The organism is Lentzea sokolovensis, from assembly GCF_033949975.1.
In the GTDB taxonomy this organism is placed as follows: Bacteria; Actinomycetota; Actinomycetes; order Mycobacteriales; family Pseudonocardiaceae; genus Lentzea; species Lentzea sokolovensis.
Window position 1 is genome coordinate 20,983 of sequence record NZ_JAXAVU010000016.1, and the last position, 17,195, is coordinate 38,177.

Here is a 17,195-nt window from a genome sequence, read left to right on the forward strand (position 1 = left end):
GCATGCTCGTCGCACCCACGCCGCAACGACACCACCGCGCGCCCAAGTCGACTCGACCGGCACCTCGCGTCGCGAACTCCGCCGGACACCAAGCGGTGCTAGCGACCAGGCTCACTCCCCGAGACCGGTGGATCATCAACATGCTCTGGGAACACCGCGTGCTCACCTCCGAGCTGATCACGTCGGCGGCGTTCCCGTCGTACCGCTCCGGACGACAACGCCTGCGGGAGCTGTACCTCTGGGGCGTCGTCGACCGCTTCCAGCCGTTCACGCCGATCGGGAGCGCGCCCATGCACTACGTCCTCGCGCCTGCCGGCGCCGCAGCTTTGGCCTCGCAGCACGGCCTCGAGGTGAAGGACCTCGGCTATCGCCATGACCGGGCCGTCGGCATCGCCCACAGCCTGCGGCTCGCCCACACGGTCGGCGTGAACGAGTGGTTCGTCGGCCTCGTCGCGGACGCCCAACGCAGTGGAGCGTTCACCATCGACGCGTGGTGGTCCGAGGTTCGGTGCACGAGGCTCTTCGGCGACCTCACCCGGCCGGACGGTTATGGGCTACTCGGCCACGGGGGTTCACACGCCGAGTTCTTCCTGGAGTTCGATCTCGGCACCGAACCATTGACGAAGGTCGTCGCGAAGCTCGTGGGCTACAGCGCTCTCGCCGACAGCACCGGTATCTCGACCCCGCTGCTGTTCTGGTTTCCAACGGCACGACGAGAAGCCAACGCTCGCAGGCAACTCCTTGTGGCTTGGCGCGGACTCGACAATCCAGACGCCTTGCCGGTTGTCACCGCGGCCGCCAACCTCCTCACACCTGACGACCAACCGAGCCCAGCGAGTGCGGTCTGGCTGCCGCTCAACACGCACTCGTCGAACCGCGTGCGTCTTCGCGAGGTGCTGCCAGCCTGCCCGCGCCCCGCTGAGCCGGCGAACGACTCGGTGGTGGTGCTGCCTCCGCCAGACCCGATGCCGCCTCCGGCGTCGGGACCGGGCGCCGGTGTCCGATGATGGCCAAGCTCGGCGCCGCAGTTGGCACGGTGTTGCTCGTCGCCGTTCTGGCAGCAGCAGGTGTCGTCAACGCGGTGTCCGCCCTGTTCGGTTCTTCAACGTCCGGGCACGTGAACTGTGCCAAGCCGATCGAGGACGTACCGCCGACGTATTGCGGGCTCTACGTTGCCGCAGTACGTGTTTGTCCGGGCCTCGACTGGAGCATTCTCGCGGCCATCGGCAAGATCGAAACTGACCACGGGCGCCTCGACGCTCCGGGTGTGACCAGCGGCGAGAACTTCGCGGGCGCCGGGGGGCCGATGCAGTTCCTCGAGCCGACCTTCGCAGGCGTGCTCGGACGTCACGCGCTTCCGCCAGGCGGTGCCACCCCGCCCTCGCGCTACAACCCGCACGATGCTGTGCACGCGGCAGCCTTCTACCTGTGTGATTCGGGGGCTCCTCAAGACCTGTACAAGGCGATCTTCGCGTACAACCACGCCGATTGGTACGTGCGTGACGTGCTTGAGCAAGCGCGAAAGTACGCCGAATCAGCCAACCTCGGCACCGGGAACTGCGCCGAGATCCGGTCGGCCACGCCCGCAGCTCGCATCGCCATCGAGTTCGCGTGCGCGCAGCTGGGCCTGCCCTACATCTGGGGTGGAGACGGCGAGGCGGAAGGCGGGTTCGACTGCAGCGGACTCACCAGGGCGGCGTACGACGCTGCTGGCGTCGAGTTGCCCCGCACAGCGCACACCCAACACGACGCCGGGCCGCAGGTACCGGCTGGAGAACCGCTCCTGCCGGGCGATCTGGTGTTCTACGGGACGTCGCGGGACGTCCACCACGTTGGTCTGTACATCGGCGCAGGGCAGATGATTCACGCGCCCACCTTCGGGCAGGTCGTGAAGATCGGCCCGTACCGCTGGACCGGAGACGACTACTACGGGGCAACGCGGCCGCACCGCGCTGTGTCTACATGAGACAGAGCTTCTTCTAGTAGCCGCTTGACTTCTCGTGTTGAAGGAAGCGTTCATAGTCCTGTAGCCGATTCAAGCGGTAGCGCGCCGCAGGCTAAATGCAAGCCCTGGCCAGGGCATGACCCGCGTAACCACGTCCCAGAAGCGGAGACCGTCATGCCCAGCAAGAACCGAACCAAGACGACAACCAAGATCGAAAGGGACAGCGATGTCGCAGCGCCTGAAACGGCTGCTGACAAACTGCGGGCGGCGCTGGTCGCCGCGCCGGGTTCTACGGCCGTTGACTTGGCGGCCAGCATCGGGATCAACAAATCCACCGCCGGAAAGATTCTGGCGCGCTGGGAGGCAAATGGGACCGCAATACGCACGGCGCGCGGGGTGGTCGACGGCCGACGCGCTGGTGATCTGTGGTCGGCTGTCGCCACTGACGTGGTGGAGCCGGAAGTGGTTGCGGAACCTGAGTTGGCCGAAGCCGTAGTTCCTGCGCGTGAGCCGTTCGACCCGCTGCCGGAAGGGCGGCTGAAGTCCGGTGCGCTGAGGGCGCTGACGGAGGACTACCTCCGCATGCATCCGGGTGAGGAGTTCGGACCGACACACATCGGGAGGGCCCTTGGCCGTTCTCAGGGCGCGGTGAACAACGCGCTGGAGAAGTTGACGTCGGCTGGAACCGTGGTCAAGACGCAAGAGGCGCCGAAGCGGTTCGCGATCGCGCCCACCGCCACGGAATAAGTAGAACGTTCTGAGCTGATGCCGTTGCCGGGCCTAAGGGTTCGGCAACGGCTTGCTTTGGTGCTTGAGGGAAGCGAGCAAACCCCCGGGAGAAGAAGGCCGACCGGCGACTCCGCGTCGTCGGTCGGGTGAAGCTAAGGGCTGGAACCTAGTTCAGTGATGGATCACCACCTGCGGCCTGGCACTTGCCGTCGCAGGGGACGTCGCATTCGCTGGTGAGCAACGGGCAGTCGTACCGATGTGCCTTGGTGAGCAGCACGCTGCCGTCCCTCCGGTCGATAGCGCGGAACGGGCCGCCGTTGGCCTTCGCCCACCGCACGTCATCGGGAGTGACCAGGTGTTCGCCCGTGCTGCCGTAGGCCATGGCCAACAGCGCGCCGACGACATCCAGGACGTGCTCGGGGATGGAGATCGACTTGACGAGGATCGCCGTGACGCGCTGCATCAAACCGTCCGCGAGGGGCTCGAGCTCGGCTTTGACGTTGATGTGCTTGAACGGCGTCGCCGTCCGGTCGAACCAGTCGTCCGGGTGGTGCATGACGAGAGGCGTCCAGGTCATGTCAACGCTGAGGACCTCGGCCGCGGCGAAGCACGGCTCCACCTCGATCTGCCGATGGACTCGCACTCGGACCGTGTGCGGACCGAGGTGCACGATCCGCAACAGCGTGTAGTAGCCCTCGGTCGCACTGAGGCTCTCATCGACCACGGTATGAGGGAATGGCGTGTTCATAGCGGCCTTTCGTTGGAATGTTGAGCGAACAATGTCTAAGGGGCACGGTTGGGAAATCAGTCGTCTTCCCTTGCGCGCGTGGGCTTTACGCGCAGCAAGGCAGCGGCAGTTTTCGAAAGTTCGCGGGTAGCCACGTCCGGGTCGCAACCCACCTTCGGAAGGCGTGCCCTGACGGCGCCGGGGGACCGTTGCATGTGCTCGGCGAGATCGTTGATGCGTCCCACCGCATCTCGGACACCCGGTTGCAGCCAGGCTTGCCGTAGTTCGTCGTCCAGGGCTTGCGTCCAAGGAAGGGTGGCGTTCGCGTAGCGGACCGGCCGGACCTGCATCCGCGTGTGCGCGGAGAGGACGCGGGTGAGGAGCTTGCCGATCGTGCTGCCGCCCTGGACCGGGAGACGAAGGCGCCCGTCGGCGACGACCTCGCCAGACTCCGTCGTTCCGAGCAGGTCGAGCACCAGCGAATCTTCGGACTCCACGGTTGCGGAGAGTCTGTAGTCGATGTTGCCGAGCTTGATCTCGTTGTGGAATGTGGATGTCATGTCGCGCCTCCTTGAGGTTGGGTCTTTCCCGGTCAGGCCGGCGAGTCCGCGTTCTTCATCAGCAGGAAGACCGCGTCGCCGTCGTACGTGAGCTCGACGGGCTCGTCGCCGAACGTGAGGTGTTCGCCGTCCGCTGCGACGGCTCGCCAACCTGACTGGCGGATCTGGTCCGTGCAGTAGTAGCTCCCGACGAGGACGCCGTTGCGGGTGACGGTTCCGTAGAGGACCTGTTGGGCGTCGGCCGGATCGGCGACGACGGAGGTCACCTCGAAGTCGTTCTCGCGGAAGCGACGGACGACGGTCTCCGTGTGAGAGGGCATCGCAAGGTCTCCTTCGTGCGTATAGACGGTCATGATCAGTTGGGAAGTGCTAGCGCGCAGCTCGCCCGATGTAGCAACGAGTCCTGCGCCTCGTCGACGAGAACCAGGCCGGTGTCCGGGTCGAGGTAGTCGCCGAGGTCAGCGAGGCACGCGATGCGCACGACGGGCACCTCGGCATCGCAGCCGGGGCACTGGTCCAGGACGAACCAGCTCTCGCCGGGACTGGTGAAGTCGGTCAGGAGTCGCCACCGTTGAGCGGTTTCGGGGTCTGTGACCGTGATCAGGTCGCCGGGCACTTTGCCGTTGCGTGTGCGGTACTGGCGGTCGGGGTCGTCCGTGACGGTGACGCTGTCGGCGGGCAACTGCAGCGCAGCCGCAACAGTTCGTGCGACGCGGGCACGGCGCGCCCACCGACTCCACTGTTCTTGTGAGTCGTGGCGGCGGCGGAACTCACTGGTGCGCGTGGCACGCAGGGCTCGCGCAGCGCCAACAGCCCTGTCCACAAGGCCGAGCGTTGGATCTTTCACGGTTGTGTTATCTCTGCTGTGCAAGGGAAAGCACCTCCAACGGGCGGTTGAACTCGGTTAGCGGACGGCCGCCCTCAGTGCGCTGGTCGCGGCACGGCCGATCGCGGTAGCGGTGGCGGTGGGGTCGGCGAGTTGGTGCACGGTCACGCCGTTGAAAGGGGTGTCCCAAGGGTTTGAGGTCAGCCACAGCACCGCGCAGCCGGACGCGCGCAGCCGATCAACGCGCTTTTGCCCGGCGGTGCGTTCGTCGCCGTTGAAGTGCCCGTCGGACACGATCACCAGCAGTCGCGCGGCACCGGGGCGTGAGAGGCCGAGCGCACCGTCTAGGGAATCGACTGCGAGGGCAACGCTTTCCCAGTCATCGTCAGCGTCGAACTCGGTCACTTCGGCGGGCACTTTGCCGGGGTGGGTGATGGGCCGGACGTGCACGCCGAAGATCACGGCGGCTGTTTCGGCGGGCACGGTGGCGTGCCGTCCAGCGTGGGCGAGAATCCACGCAGTCGACGCGACAGGGCCACGAAGGTGGCTCATCGATCCCGACACGTCGCACGCGATTCCCAGCCGTAGCGGCGGTGTGGGCACGGTCAGGCGTGCCGTGCGGGTGAACGGTTCGGCTGTCGGCACGGCACCTGCCGCTCGTTGAGCGTCGGCGGCGAGTACTCCGCGCATCCGAAGTCGTCCGGGCGGAATCGGGGAAGTCGACTTCACCGCGACTCGTTCGCGTGTGCCAGCGGTCGACAGCGCCCGTGCCAGCGTTCGGGCGGCGGTGCGTTCGGCGGTGGTCGGTTTGCGGGTGCGTGCGATGGTCGTTGATCCGTAGCCGGAACGGGGGTGGCTGCCGGAGAACACGGACCGCGCGATTGCCTCAGCTGCGTCGGTAGCCGCCTTTTCGGCCGCCTTCGCTGCAGCCGCCACAACGGCCGGATCTTCTGGCGGGGCTTCGTCCGCCACCGCGCGTGCCACCTTGGCCAGTGTCCGGCCGATCGCTTCGGCGAGGGGCGATGGCGGTGACGACTCGCCCGGCTTGCCGGGCTCACCAGGTTCAGGCGATTCGCTGTCAGAGTCGGTCCCGACGGTCTTGCACCAGCGCTTCGCGAGATCGATCATCGTGTCGGCGTCATCGTCGGCCGTGGTGAGAGCTTCCTGCCACAGAGCACGGAGTTCGTTCAGCGTGTCGAGTCCGAGAACGTCCTCGACGACGTCGGCGACCGGTGCGGTTTCAGCGGCGGTGAGGATGCCACCGTCGACTCGGGCCAGAACCAGGGCAGCGGCACGGGCGGCGTCCGCCTTAGCCATCGTTGGGGTTCCAGCGAAGTCGGCGAGAACCAGGTTCGTCGCTGATGCGCGCAACCAGTGTCGGTCGTCTGGACGGCGACGAACGTGTGCCGATTCCATCCGGGACTCTTCCAGCACCATCGCGGCGTCCGCGACAGCGGGTGGGACGTCGTCGGGTAGTTCCCACACACTGTGCTTCGCGTGTGCGCACTCGTGGGTCAGCAGTCCCCACGTGACGGGGTAACGCGCACGGTCGGAAAGGTTCGCCGGATCAACGGTCGCAGGGTCCACTCCCAGGTGGTCACCGTCGACTTCGATCAATGCGCGGTTGGGGTAGAAACACGCCGGGGCACCGCCACCCGCACCAGGCGCGATGGTGACCAACAGGTCTTCCCGGTCGGCGATCACCGGCACTTCGTCCGCCAGTGCGGCGGACAGCGTCAGCCATTCTGGGCGTGCGGGGAAGATGGCGGCACCCGTTGCGTCCGGGTCAGCTACCAGGTGGGTGGTCATGGCGGTGTCCTTTCCGGATGGTCCGCGCTAGATGCGGGTGCCGAGTGCCAGCGGTTTGACCGTCGTGCCGAACGCGTCTCGGACAGCGCTGGCAACCGTGGTGCGGTCTTCCTCGGGTGCGATGCCGACCAGGTTTCCGGCGGCGGCTTCGGCGCCGAGTACGCCCGCGATCTTCTGGAAAGCGATCAGCTCACGCAGTTGCGGTGCCCATCCGATTTCGCCCTTGGCTTGGCGGGTGGCGAGATTGCGCGCGACTTTGACGGCCCGCTTATCGATCTTGAGGTTCGCGGCGAGGTCGTAGTCGGTGGACACGTGGATTTGGGCTGAGAACCGGGATGACAGGGCGTCGCTGAGAATTGCGCCGTGCACCCCGGGGTTGTGTCCGGCGACCACGTAGAACCCGTCAGCGGCGTCAACGACCTCACCGCCGTTCGCCTTGACCACGATCTGACGGCGGCCGTCCATCGCGGGGTAGACCACTGCAAGCACGGTGGGCGGAATCAGCGTGGCGTCATCGATGAACAGCGGCACACCCGCGCGCATTGCCCGTACCAACGGGCCGTGCACGAACACGTAGCGCCCGTCATCGGTCTGCGTGTACTCACCGACGAAGTCGGCAACCGTGGTGTCGCCGTCACCCTGAACCGTGAGCAGGTCAGGGAATGCGGCTTCGACCACCGACGTCTTTCCCGTCCCGGGCGGGCCGTACAGCAGTGCGGCGACTCCTGCTTCGCGCAACCGGTGCAGCGCGGTCACGTCCGGCATGCCGGACAACAACCGGGGGTGGTACGTCAGGCCGTTCGGGCGCGTCACCGGTCCCGTGACAACAGTCGTTGCGGCGGGTTTCGGGGTAGGCGCGGCGGGTCCGGGAACGGCTGTGGTTGCTGATGATTTCGCGCGGGGTGGGCGCGGGGTGGGTACCGGGGCGGGAGTGATCGCGGCTGCTGCGACAACGGCGGTGGTCGCGGTGGCGCGGTAGGTCAGCGGCGCGGCCGACACGACTTCAGCGGCACCGCATTCCGCGAGTACTTTCAACGCGTTGCCCACCGCGCCTGATGATCGACCGCCGAGTTTGGCGGCGACGACGCGCGGGGTCATGCCCGTGCCGGGATCGTCTGCCAGCACGCGCGCAACCATGGCGCGAAGTTCGCCGTTGCGCAGGCGGGTTGCCGATCCTGTCGCGGGGGCACTGGTCGGGGTCGTGGCGGGCGTGGTCATCGCGGTTCCCTTTCGGTCCGGTTGCAGGGGTCAGGCGGCCGCGATGGGCGACTCGTCGTTGGGCGTGTTCTGGTGCGTTTCTGCGGCGATGTCAGCCGATTCCGGGGTGTGTTCGTGTTCGACCCATCCACAGCAGCAGTACGCGGTAACGGTGCCGTCAATTTCGGTGATGGTGTCGGCGTAACACATGATGGACCCCGTTCGGCAGACATGGCTTGCGCCAGGTGTGGTATTCGGTGTGGTTTCCGGTTTCCCGGTGTGATTCAAATATAACTCCGCTGCACATCAATTGCCAGTGCATTTTTGGGGGTTTTTCAAGACTCTTTTGAGGAAAATTGAAGCATTAGCGCAATGGGTGGCAATTGAATTCAATTGCATTTGCGGTTGTGTTCTGGCTGGAGTGCTGCGGGTTCGAGGCGCCGGCCAAGGCCCAGGTCCGGCTTTGGGCTGGTTGAACAGGTCGGGGGAGGTTGGCATGGAGCAGAGGCGAGGCTGGGTCGTCAGGTCTGTGCAGGTGGTAAGTGGACCGAAGGCCCGCCGCCGCGCCGTTTTGACCTCCCGCTTGCGGTCAAGCGAGTCTGGGACATCAGGTGATCCCGCTGTGGTCGTCCTGTCACGCGTGGAGTGCGTGCTGGGCGGATCAGGTCTGGAGGTGACCTCCAGGTGTACCTATGGCTGAACCCCGGAATGATTCCCCTCTGGTAGTTGATTTGGTTGATCATGACAAAATGCACGGTAACATCGAGTCTGCTGTGAATGAAATTCCAGGAAAAGGTTCTTTTGTTGTGGCGGAGATTCTTTTCGGGGGAATGCGGCGTTCATGATGCTGGGAGTTGGTCTTTGGCGTGGTGCCGCGGGAGGTTGGCTGCAAGCCAGCTCGCTTCTGGTGACGGCTTGTCATCGATCTCTGCGAGCTTGCTGGCGAGCAGAGCAAGAGTGCGCGGGATGGCCTCAAGCCGGCCGAGGCGCCCCTGAAGCCGCATGATGTCCCGGTACAGGAGCTCGTTGTGCGGATCGAAGGTTCGTGCGCGTTCCAGCAGTTCGAGCGTCTGTTCGGGATCGACATCGCGCAACGCGTGCGCGAGTGCAGCAGCCGCGTCGATGACGTCGCGCCGCACGGCCTCGCGCACCGGTTCCAGCCATTCGCTCTCGATCCCCTCCGCGAGCGGACCGGTGTAGAGGTTGACGACCTCGCGGTATGTGTCGAGGCGCCCTTGTGCGGTGCTTGCCGAGCGGCGGGCCGTGATCGCGCGATCCAGGTGCCAGTAGTCGACCTCGACGAGGTCCGGGTTGAGGCGGTAGCGGCCTCCTCCGACGATCGCGATGTCGGTGATCGCTCCTCCGGTCGCCTTCGTGATCGCATTGCGCAGCCGGGAGAGCGCTGTGTTGAGGGCGTTGCTCGACTTGTCCGACGTGTTCGCCGGCCACAGGGCGTTCACAAGCGCTTCGCGGCTTGTGCCGTCGGCGTGCACGGCGAGGAAGACGACGAGTTCGCGTAGCCGCGGCTGAATGGTGGCGGCGATGTCGTGCTCGGAGTCAGGCCAGCGCAGGGCGGGTACGCCGAGCAGCCGGAGTTGTAGCCGTGGACGGTCAGTGGCCACGACGTCCGCACTGATCTCGAGCGCGGCGTCGGCAGCTGCGGGTTGTGGACGGGGTTCAGCGTCCCTGAACAACGCGAGCAGGTCGCGTGCATCGTCGTCGTCGAGGCGGAAGAGCTTGATGCCCGCGAGTTCCTGGCCAGGTCCAGGACTTGCTGAGGAGATAGTGCCGTCAGCGCTGATGTAGAGCGTGATGCCGCGCGTCCACTGTCCGAGGAAGACGCCGACGAGCTGCCGCGAGGACTCCTGTGCAAGCGTGACTTCGAGGTGCCGCCGGCTTTGGTGGTCAAGGTGAGCCACGAGCACGGCCGGAGGTGCTTGCTCGGCGAGCTGTTGACAGCTGGAGACGATCCGCAACGCGGACGGTGGCTCACCGACTGCGGCTTCGCCAAGGAGCGACGCCAAATCCTCAGCGGTGATCGCGACGGTCGTGCGGGTCAAGGCAGTCACGACGAGAGCACGCGCTGCCGCAACGGCGCCGGGGCCAACCAGGCCGAGTCCGCCGCATGCCGCAAGGTCGAGTGCGACTTCCCGTTCGTTCCTGACACCGAGCGGCGTTGCGTCGTCCGCCGGAGTTGATGGGTGCTCGCTGTCCTCGGACCGGTGGTGAGCGAGCTGCAGCTCGTAGACCACGGGCGCGACGCGGAGATCGTCACGCAGCCCGCTGCCGGGCTTGTACCTGACGCGGTGTCGCCGTCTCGCCACGACGAGGGCGGCGCTGACGGCAGCGGCCAATGCAGCGCTGACGAACGCCGTGGCCCTTCCGGACGGTGCGGAGTCGGGCTGCGGAAGCTGGTCCTCGTGCCGAGGCAATTCGGGTGCAGGCGTTGGCGGGGCCGCCGATTCGACCGGGGGAGTGGACACGGGTGGAGGAGGCGGTGCTGACGGGATGAGCAGCTTCTCCCCAGGGAACACGCGGTGCGGGTCCGTGAGAGATTGGCCGTTGGGTTGCGGCTTGCCGCGGTTGAGCTCGAAGACCTCGGGCCAGCGGGCACCGTCGCCAAGCGCGCGTTCGGCCACCGCCCACATCGAGTCGCAGTTGCCCGTGACCGGATCGGGTGCTCGCACGGTTTCGACCACGGCTACCGGACTGGATGAGGCCAGCTGGAGGCCGTCGCCGGCAGCACCTGCCGCACGGTTGCCGAGCACCGACAAGACGATCGTGCCGACCAAGACCGCCGCTGGCGACCGAACCGCGGCCACGTCTGGCCACCGCACGCCGCGTAAGACGTCGGCGGCGCGAAGCCCGATGTCCAGGACGAACGCGGCCCAGAGCAACCAGCAGAGGCATGCGAGTCCGTCGATCAGGAAGGAAGGCGACATCGGCTGCGTGAGCACGGCGGACAGCACAGCCCAGCTGGGCACCTCGTCTGGTAGCGGCCAGCCCACGTAGTGACGCAGCCCGAGCGGCAACCCGACCAACACGGCGAGCAGTACCGCTGACGCAACCAGCGCGCGCAGCAAGCTGCCGAGGCGCCTGAAGACGCCACTGCGGCCGGCGTTCGAGTTCATCGCTCTGAGGCGGGCCCAGGCGCCTGTGGGGCGACCTCTGTGCCCGACGGGGATTCGTTCACGCCAGGGTTGCGTTGATCGTTGGAGGTCCCAGGCTTGGGCGGTCGCGTGTTCGCCCGCCTCTTCCGGCCTCGCTTCGGCTTGCTGGCGGCCGTCCACTTCGTGAGTTCGTCAGCCGGCACATCGGTGAACGAAGCGAGTTCCGGAAGGCTCATCACGTCCTCGGCCTCGGTGATCAGCTCACCGAGCTTGACGTCGATCTCGTTCAGCTCAGCCGCCAGAACGGTGCGTCGGTGCGCGAGCTCACCGACGAGCTGTGCGGTGGCCAGCCGGCGATTGCTCCTCTCGGCGTCAGCGAGTTCGACCCGCCTGCGGATCTCGTCCGTGGTGGCCATGGTGTTCCCCTTTCGAGCGTCTTCACGGGCTTGGTGCGACACCGCGGTGGGGACTCGCGTGGCCGATTGCCTGGACGGAGATGCTGGAAATCCCGACGAGGCCGAGTAGCTGCGTGCGTTGGTAGGTGGTGACGACGACCGTGACGGTGTTGCCGGAGACGGTGACCTTGCCGTCGACACCAGCTGCGGAGAGATGTGCTTCGGCTCTGCTCGCCGCCTGGTCCGGCGCGAGCGTGAGCCGGTTGTCGAGGCGGTAGGCACTTAGGTCGATCGCTTGAGCTCCTGCTCGCGCCGCTGCCTCTGCAACCCCCGCGGCTTGGACCTTCGTGGCGAGTGCGAGGCCGCCGTCGAGGACGAGGCCGGCGAGAGCTAGGAGGCTGGTGGTGAGGGCGACGAGGAACGCGGTCATGAGCTGCTCCGGTCGGAACGCCAGGCGTCAACCACCTCTGATGCGGTGGAGGACAGGTGCTTCCGGGCCGATACGCCGAGCAGCGCCGCGTCGCCGAGATCGACCGTGCACGAGACCGTTACGGTCACCGCTGCTCCTGGCCGGACATCGCCGAGGACTTCGACGTTCACGCCCTGACAACTGACCCCGGAATCGGCGAGCGCCCTGGTTGCGACAGCTGTGGCAGCGGCACCAGCTCGTGTGGTCGTGTTCTCGATGCTCGCGGCGCGCGCCGCCTGGTGTGCGACGTCGTTGAGCCGAAGCCGCGCATCGACACCGCGGTGCACCACGACCGCAACGAACACCAAGGCCATCACCAAGACGGGAACCCACAGCGCGACCTCTGCCGCTGCGGATCCGCGTTGATCGCGCCACCAGGACATGCTGGTCACCGCCCCGGCTCGACGAGACGCTCGACAGGACCTGCGGCCTCGGCGTGCACCGGAAGGCTCAGGAATGGGACGACCTGCTTCGCGGTGCCCGAGATCCGCACGAAGGCCGTCTCAGAACCCCGTTCGCAGTCGACGTTCGTGTCGCGCAGAGGTCCGCCTCCGAGATCAGCGAGCACGTTCCGCGCACTAGCGGCGCCGTCGGCTGGCGATCCACCGTGTGCACGAACGGCTGCAAGCCCGTGCGAGGCCGCAGCTTGCGCGATGTGCGTTGCGTGAGACCACATGGCGAACTGCACGACCAGGAAGAAGGCCAGGAACGTCACTGGCAGCATGATCACGACCTGCGCTGAGGCACTTCCGCGGTCGTTGGGGAGCTGAAGTCGGTGCATCGGACGGCTCCGCTCACAAGGAGATTTTGGAGGCGGCACCGACGAACAAGGACGAGAGAAGCGCGGCCACCGCCAATGCCGCGGCGATGAGCGCGGCGATGGTCACCACCGTTTCGCCCACATACCCGCGATCGTCTCGCCGCAGGCTCTCGAACGCGGCACGGACGTTGCAGAACACGAGGTAGATCATGATCACTCCTAGAGTCCGTTGAGGACTGAAATCAGGGCCGGATATCCGATGAACAGGAGAAAGCCGAGCATCAGCAAGACAAGTGGAAGGCTCATCCGCTCGGTTGCAGCACGCGCTTCACCTTCGGAATCGGTGATCTCTCTGGTGCGCAAGGCGGCCGCTTTGGAAGCCAGGCTGGAACGGATCTTGGCGCCGTCGGTGCCGGCGAGCCCTACGGCAGCTGCAAGATCCGACAGCTGACGCAGCTCTAGATCCTCGCCGAGACGTTCGAGCGCGTCCCACGGAGTCGCACGCGTCACCTGAGCGGTCACGAGTGCTTGCCGCAGCTGGTGAAATGCCCAGCCGGCGCCGACCTCGGCCGCGTCGGACAGCGCCGAGTCCACTCCCGCTCCACCTGCGAGCAGGATGCGTACGAGGTTGAGGTAGGCGCTCAGCGCGTGTCGGAAGGCGGACCGGCGGCGTTGAGCTGCCTCGCGCACCCTGAAGTCCGGCACTAGGAATCCGGCCGCACCGGAAGCGATGATCGCGACCGCGGAAGTCATCCACGGCAATCCGGCATCGCTGACGACCAGTGCGAGGCTGGCGCAGGACGCCAACGCGGCACCTGCCAAGCCACCAAGCACCTTCGACACCAGGTGACGTTCGACATCGCCGCCCGTGACGTTCAGGTCAGCTCGCAGGCGCGCGCTCGGAAGCCCGAACGAGCCGACAACGTAGGCGATCCTGTGCTTGACCCTCCACACCGGACTCGTGCCGGTTGGAGGACTCGCAGGTGCGGAAAGCGTCGCGAGCACCTCGTGCAGGGAGGGTTTCGGAGGTACCAGCCACACCGCGAAGGCCCACAGCCCTGCACCTAGGCATGCTCCCCACAACAACGGCATGATCATCGCCGCACCTCCGCAACGAGGAGTCGGTCGGGTTCCCGCAGGCGGGCGATTCGGGCGAGCCAGGCGAACGCCAGACCGAACAGCGCGCCCACGACGGTGAGAACGAGCTGTCCTTGAAAGCTGTCGAACGGGTCGAGGTATGCGCGGTTGAGTGCGATCAGGCCGCCGGCGAACGCGATCGTCGTGATCACGATGACCCGGACGCTCGTGCGGGTCTGTCGTCGGCTCGCCTCGATCCGCATTCGCATGGACGCCTGCTCGCGCGCCTCCGTCGCCAGCTCGCCCAGCAGCTCGGCGAGATGACGTGCCTGGTGCTCGCTGGACAGCACGAGTGCGGCGATCACCAGGTCCGCGGTCGGGTCGTGCAGTTCGTCGCCGAGGCGTCGCAACGCGACCCCCAGGCGTTCACCGCCGCGCAACTGGGCGGCGAGCGACACCACCTCAGGCCGGATGGCTTCGGGCGCTCGGGTCGCAGTTGCCAGCACGGCGTGCTCCAGCCCGGATGCGGCGACCAAGGTGTCGCGCAGCATTTCGGTCCAACTCGCGATCGCTTCGATGCGGTCGAGCCCGGCACGCTGCTCGGTACCCGTCCGCAGGACACGAGGCAACAACGCGGCGCCGAGTCCGGCCAGGACCGCCGCCGCGATCCAGCCTGTGATCACGCCGACCAGAAGAGCGACCACCACGCCGATGCAGAGCCGCACCATGAAGAAGTGGTCAGGAACCGTCCACCGTCGAGGTTGCGCGGAGGTGCCGCGAATGCCGAGCGCGATCAGCCACACACCCGTGGCGCATCCAGCCGCGAGCAGGGCCAGCAACGCGGAACTCATGATCCCCACCGATCCACGAGTTCACGGTCGTAGCCCGCCGCGATGAGTTCGTCGAGCGTGCGCGATCGGAGCGGGGCCGCGGGAACCGCTCGGAGATCAGGGCCTGGCCGCCAAACCTCGTTGCTGATGATCTGGCGCCCGTCGGCGTCCACGACTTCCCGCACCGAGGACACGACACGATGACAACGATCCGGCGAAAGGTCCAGGTGAACGACGAAGTGCAGTGCTGAGGCGACCAGGAGGTTGGTGGCCTCCAGCGTCAGCCGCTCGGGTCCTTGAACGGCATAAGCGCCCAGCTTGGTGAACGCACCCGCGCTCGAACTCGCGTGCAGCGTGCCCATCGATCCGTCGTTGCCCATCGACATGGCGTTGGTCAGCGGAATGACTTCAGGACCGCGCACCTCACCGACGATCACGCGGTCGGGCTGCATGCGCAGTGACTGCCACACCAGGTCGGACAACGTGATCGCACCGACTCCCTCCAGGTTGGGCTCGCGCGCCTGCAACGCGACCACGTCCGCGTGCGCAGGGTCCTGGTCGAGGCCGAGCTCGAACACGTCCTCGATGGTGATCAGGCGCTCGTGCGCCGGGATCGCGGAGGCGAGCGCCCGGAGCAAGGTCGTCTTGCCGATCGTCGTGCCTCCGGTGACGAGCACGTTCTTCCTCGCCCTGACCAAGGCCGCGAGGAACGACTCCATCCCCGGTCCGATGGTGTCGTTGTCACGAAGCTCGCCCAGGTTCACCCGTTGGAGGCGGTGCCTGCGGATGGAGACGGACGGACGGGCCGTCACCGTCATCACGGCCGAGACGCGTTCGCCGGACGGCAGGGCGAAGTTCACGATGGGGGAGGCGTTGTCGAAGCGGCGCTCCTCGATGCCGCTGCGCGCAGCCAGCGTGCGGATCAGGTGGACGAGATCGTCGTCGGAGTCGACGATCGGTGGCAGCATTTCGCGCGTGCCGTCGGCGCGTTTGACGAACACCTGGTCCGCGCCGTTCACGTTGATGTTCTCGATGCTGGTGTCGGCGAGCAGCGGGTCCAACCTGCCGGCGCCGAACAACTCGGCCAGGACCTCGGCGACCGCGCGCCGTTCCACGTCGGCGTCGAACAGCTCGAGGCCGGCCTGGAGCCGCTTCCGTGCGATCGACTCGACGGAGTCGCGCAGAAGCGCCTCGGCCAGCTGACGGCGCTGCAGCGGTCCGAGCGGTGGGCGCTCCGCAGTCCCGTCCGCCCGCAGTCGGGCACTGAGCTGGTCGGTGACGTCGTTCCGGAGCCGTTCGCGCAGACTTCGAACGTCGCTCATCGGCCTCGGAAACGGCAGGTCCGTGACCCCGCTCAGCGGGGTCACGGCGGTCATCGGGAACTCCGCTGCGGCGTCATGTCCTGCTGAGCCGTGCGCAGGAGCTGTCCAGCGAGCCCTTCTGCGTGGCGGCTCAACGCCGAGTCGAAGCCGCGCTGATGCCACAGAGCCTGCGCGCCCTTGGCGTCGTCCGGGATGCCGGCGAGCACCGGCAGGCCCAACGCCTCCGTGACCTGTGCCAATGGATAGCCATTGCCCACGAGCACGAGGCCGAGCCGGTGTGACCACGTCTGCACCTGGGCTCGCCTTGCCGCTACGTGCGCCAACGAGTCGTCGTGAGGCCGGGCCACGACAACGACCGCGTCGGCGGACCTCAGCAGGCCCAGCATCTTCGGGTCCGGATCGACTCGGCCGACGTCGATGATGAGCGGAGCGCCGAGTGTCCGAAAGGGACCGAACTGCGAGGCCGCCAACGCTCCGAGTGCTGCCCGCGACTGCGCGGGATCAGACGGCGCGGGCACGATCCGCAGACCGCTCGCCAGGGCGTGTGAGTGCTGGGCCAGCAGCTCGGTGCCGGCGTTGCCACGTGCAGCAGCGGCGAGGCCGACGAGGCCGGGAGAGCTCGGCAGGCGAAGCCGCGCTGCGACGTCCCCGCCGGCCGAATCTGCCTCGACCACGATCGGGCGGACCGGCTCTGGCCAGCGGGTGCCGAGTGCGACAGCGAGCGTGCTGGCACCGGGAGAACCCTTGAGGGAACAAGTGATGACCATCATCAACGACCTCCGACCATCAGCACGGCGATCTTGTCCGCGGGCGTCGAGGAGAGTGCTCGCGCATCGAGTTCAGGCAGGTCCACCGAGACGACGGGCGTCTGGTCCGTCCTGTCGACTGCGACGACCACGGCACGCCAGGAACTCGTTGAACTGCCTTCGTTCGCTGCGGAGGCCAGTACGAGCACGTTCGACCCGGCGGACAACTCGGGAGGGAACTGCCCCGGTTTGAGCCCGAGGGCTGCGATCGCTCGACCGTCGCCAGGCAGCCGCGGCGGTCCGAGCACATCATCGGTCAGGAGAACCCCGACCGGCAGCGAGTACGCGACCGGCCTGCCGACCACGCTTGAAGCGGCAGACGTGGGAACGACCTTCATGGCACCGTCCACGGCGAGACTCACCCCGACGAGGTCCTGCTGCAGGATCACGTGGCCGACATCGACCGGTCGCGCCAGCGCGATGACCTCCTGACGGTCACCGAGCTGTTGTGCCGCAACAACCCCGCCAGCTGCACATGCCACCACCAGCACAGCGCCGAGAATCAGGTGAGGGAGACTTCGTCGCTTGCGACCAGGCATCCGGGGCGGCACCATGTTGGCCGGCTTAGAATTGAGAGCCTGCTGCGTTTTCATCTTGGCCTCCTGAAGGCATGGGGGTACCGCGACGTGACAC

Annotated in this window: 21 protein-coding genes; 3 read left to right on the top strand and 18 right to left on the bottom strand. The window is 66.8% G+C overall.

Going from position 1 to position 17,195, the window contains the following annotated elements; genetic code table 11:
- The first annotated feature begins 2 nt into the window (after nt 1-2).
- From SK854_RS40250 to SK854_RS40260, 3 genes are all read left to right on the top strand, one after another.
- Entirely contained in the window at nt 3-1,007 is a 1,005-nt protein-coding gene (locus tag SK854_RS40250; RefSeq protein WP_319980398.1) for a replication-relaxation family protein, read from the top strand.
- Nucleotides 1,004-1,966, top strand: a complete 963-nt coding sequence (locus SK854_RS40255) for a bifunctional lytic transglycosylase/C40 family peptidase (protein WP_319980399.1) — start codon at nt 1,004-1,006, stop codon at nt 1,964-1,966. Before SK854_RS40250 ends, SK854_RS40255 begins: the two co-directional genes overlap by 4 nt.
- A 153-nt stretch (nt 1,967-2,119) precedes the next feature.
- Entirely contained in the window at nt 2,120-2,692 is a 573-nt protein-coding gene (locus tag SK854_RS40260; protein WP_319980400.1) for a MarR family transcriptional regulator, read from the top strand.
- A gap of 148 nt (nt 2,693-2,840) precedes the next feature.
- Here SK854_RS40260 and SK854_RS40265 read toward each other — a convergent pair whose 3' ends face one another.
- The 18 genes from SK854_RS40265 to SK854_RS40350 all read right to left on the bottom strand — a co-directional run bounded on the left by SK854_RS40265 (nt 2,841) and on the right by SK854_RS40350 (nt 17,155).
- Nucleotides 2,841-3,398 carry a hypothetical protein gene (locus SK854_RS40265; protein WP_319980401.1) on the bottom strand — a complete coding sequence of 186 codons (558 nt, stop codon included), beginning with the start codon at nt 3,396-3,398 and terminating at the stop codon, nt 2,841-2,843.
- An 80-nt stretch (nt 3,399-3,478) separates the two neighbouring features.
- Nucleotides 3,479-3,961 carry a hypothetical protein gene (locus SK854_RS40270; protein WP_319980402.1) on the bottom strand — a complete coding sequence of 161 codons (483 nt, stop codon included), beginning with the start codon at nt 3,959-3,961 and terminating at the stop codon, nt 3,479-3,481.
- 32 nt (nt 3,962-3,993) lie between these two features.
- Nucleotides 3,994-4,281 (bottom strand): hypothetical protein, encoded by a 288-nt coding sequence (locus tag SK854_RS40275; protein ID WP_319980403.1) that lies wholly within the window; start codon nt 4,279-4,281, stop codon nt 3,994-3,996.
- Nucleotides 4,282-4,316: 35 nt separating this feature from the next.
- Nucleotides 4,317-4,643 carry a hypothetical protein gene (locus SK854_RS40280; protein ID WP_319980404.1) on the bottom strand — a complete coding sequence of 109 codons (327 nt, stop codon included), beginning with the start codon at nt 4,641-4,643 and terminating at the stop codon, nt 4,317-4,319.
- A 222-nt stretch (nt 4,644-4,865) separates the two neighbouring features.
- Nucleotides 4,866-6,596 (bottom strand): vWA domain-containing protein, encoded by a 1,731-nt coding sequence (locus tag SK854_RS40285; RefSeq protein ID WP_319980405.1) that lies wholly within the window; start codon nt 6,594-6,596, stop codon nt 4,866-4,868.
- A gap of 27 nt (nt 6,597-6,623) precedes the next feature.
- Nucleotides 6,624-7,814: an AAA family ATPase gene (locus tag SK854_RS40290; protein WP_319980406.1), complete on the bottom strand. Its 1,191-nt coding sequence runs from the start codon at nt 7,812-7,814 to the stop codon at nt 6,624-6,626.
- A gap of 30 nt (nt 7,815-7,844) precedes the next feature.
- The gene (locus SK854_RS40295) at nt 7,845-8,003 is read right to left on the bottom strand and encodes a hypothetical protein (protein WP_319980407.1); all 159 of its coding nucleotides are present in this window, start codon (nt 8,001-8,003) and stop codon (nt 7,845-7,847) included.
- A 629-nt stretch (nt 8,004-8,632) separates the two neighbouring features.
- Nucleotides 8,633-10,924, bottom strand: a complete 2,292-nt coding sequence (locus SK854_RS40300; protein ID WP_319980408.1) for a BTAD domain-containing putative transcriptional regulator — start codon at nt 10,922-10,924, stop codon at nt 8,633-8,635.
- Nucleotides 10,921-11,319 (bottom strand): hypothetical protein, encoded by a 399-nt coding sequence (locus tag SK854_RS40305; RefSeq protein ID WP_319980409.1) that lies wholly within the window; start codon nt 11,317-11,319, stop codon nt 10,921-10,923. The genes SK854_RS40300 and SK854_RS40305 overlap by 4 nt, the downstream gene beginning before the upstream one ends.
- A 22-nt stretch (nt 11,320-11,341) precedes the next feature.
- Entirely contained in the window at nt 11,342-11,728 is a 387-nt protein-coding gene (locus SK854_RS40310) for a pilus assembly protein TadG-related protein (RefSeq protein WP_319980410.1), read from the bottom strand.
- Nucleotides 11,725-12,150, bottom strand: coding sequence for a TadE/TadG family type IV pilus assembly protein (locus SK854_RS40315; protein WP_319980411.1), 426 nt, complete (start codon nt 12,148-12,150; stop codon nt 11,725-11,727). Before SK854_RS40315 ends, SK854_RS40310 begins: the two co-directional genes overlap by 4 nt.
- 5 nt (nt 12,151-12,155) lie before the next feature.
- The gene (locus tag SK854_RS40320; RefSeq protein ID WP_319980412.1) at nt 12,156-12,548 is read right to left on the bottom strand and encodes a TadE/TadG family type IV pilus assembly protein; all 393 of its coding nucleotides are present in this window, start codon (nt 12,546-12,548) and stop codon (nt 12,156-12,158) included.
- Nucleotides 12,549-12,561: 13 nt separating this feature from the next.
- A complete protein-coding gene (locus tag SK854_RS40325) occupies nt 12,562-12,738 on the bottom strand; it encodes a hypothetical protein (RefSeq protein ID WP_319980413.1) in 177 nt (58 codons plus the stop codon).
- A gap of 8 nt (nt 12,739-12,746) precedes the next feature.
- Nucleotides 12,747-13,625, bottom strand: a complete 879-nt coding sequence (locus SK854_RS40330; protein WP_319980414.1) for a type II secretion system F family protein — start codon at nt 13,623-13,625, stop codon at nt 12,747-12,749.
- The gene (locus SK854_RS40335; protein ID WP_319980415.1) at nt 13,622-14,455 is read right to left on the bottom strand and encodes a type II secretion system F family protein; all 834 of its coding nucleotides are present in this window, start codon (nt 14,453-14,455) and stop codon (nt 13,622-13,624) included. Before SK854_RS40335 ends, SK854_RS40330 begins: the two co-directional genes overlap by 4 nt.
- Nucleotides 14,452-15,810: a CpaF family protein gene (locus SK854_RS40340; RefSeq protein WP_319980416.1), complete on the bottom strand. Its 1,359-nt coding sequence runs from the start codon at nt 15,808-15,810 to the stop codon at nt 14,452-14,454. The genes SK854_RS40335 and SK854_RS40340 overlap by 4 nt, the downstream gene beginning before the upstream one ends.
- Nucleotides 15,807-16,523, bottom strand: coding sequence for a chromosome partitioning protein (locus SK854_RS40345; RefSeq protein ID WP_319980417.1), 717 nt, complete (start codon nt 16,521-16,523; stop codon nt 15,807-15,809). Before SK854_RS40345 ends, SK854_RS40340 begins: the two co-directional genes overlap by 4 nt.
- A gap of 2 nt (nt 16,524-16,525) precedes the next feature.
- Nucleotides 16,526-17,155 carry a hypothetical protein gene (locus SK854_RS40350; RefSeq protein ID WP_319980418.1) on the bottom strand — a complete coding sequence of 210 codons (630 nt, stop codon included), beginning with the start codon at nt 17,153-17,155 and terminating at the stop codon, nt 16,526-16,528.
- Between the last annotated feature and the right edge of the window lie 40 nt (nt 17,156-17,195).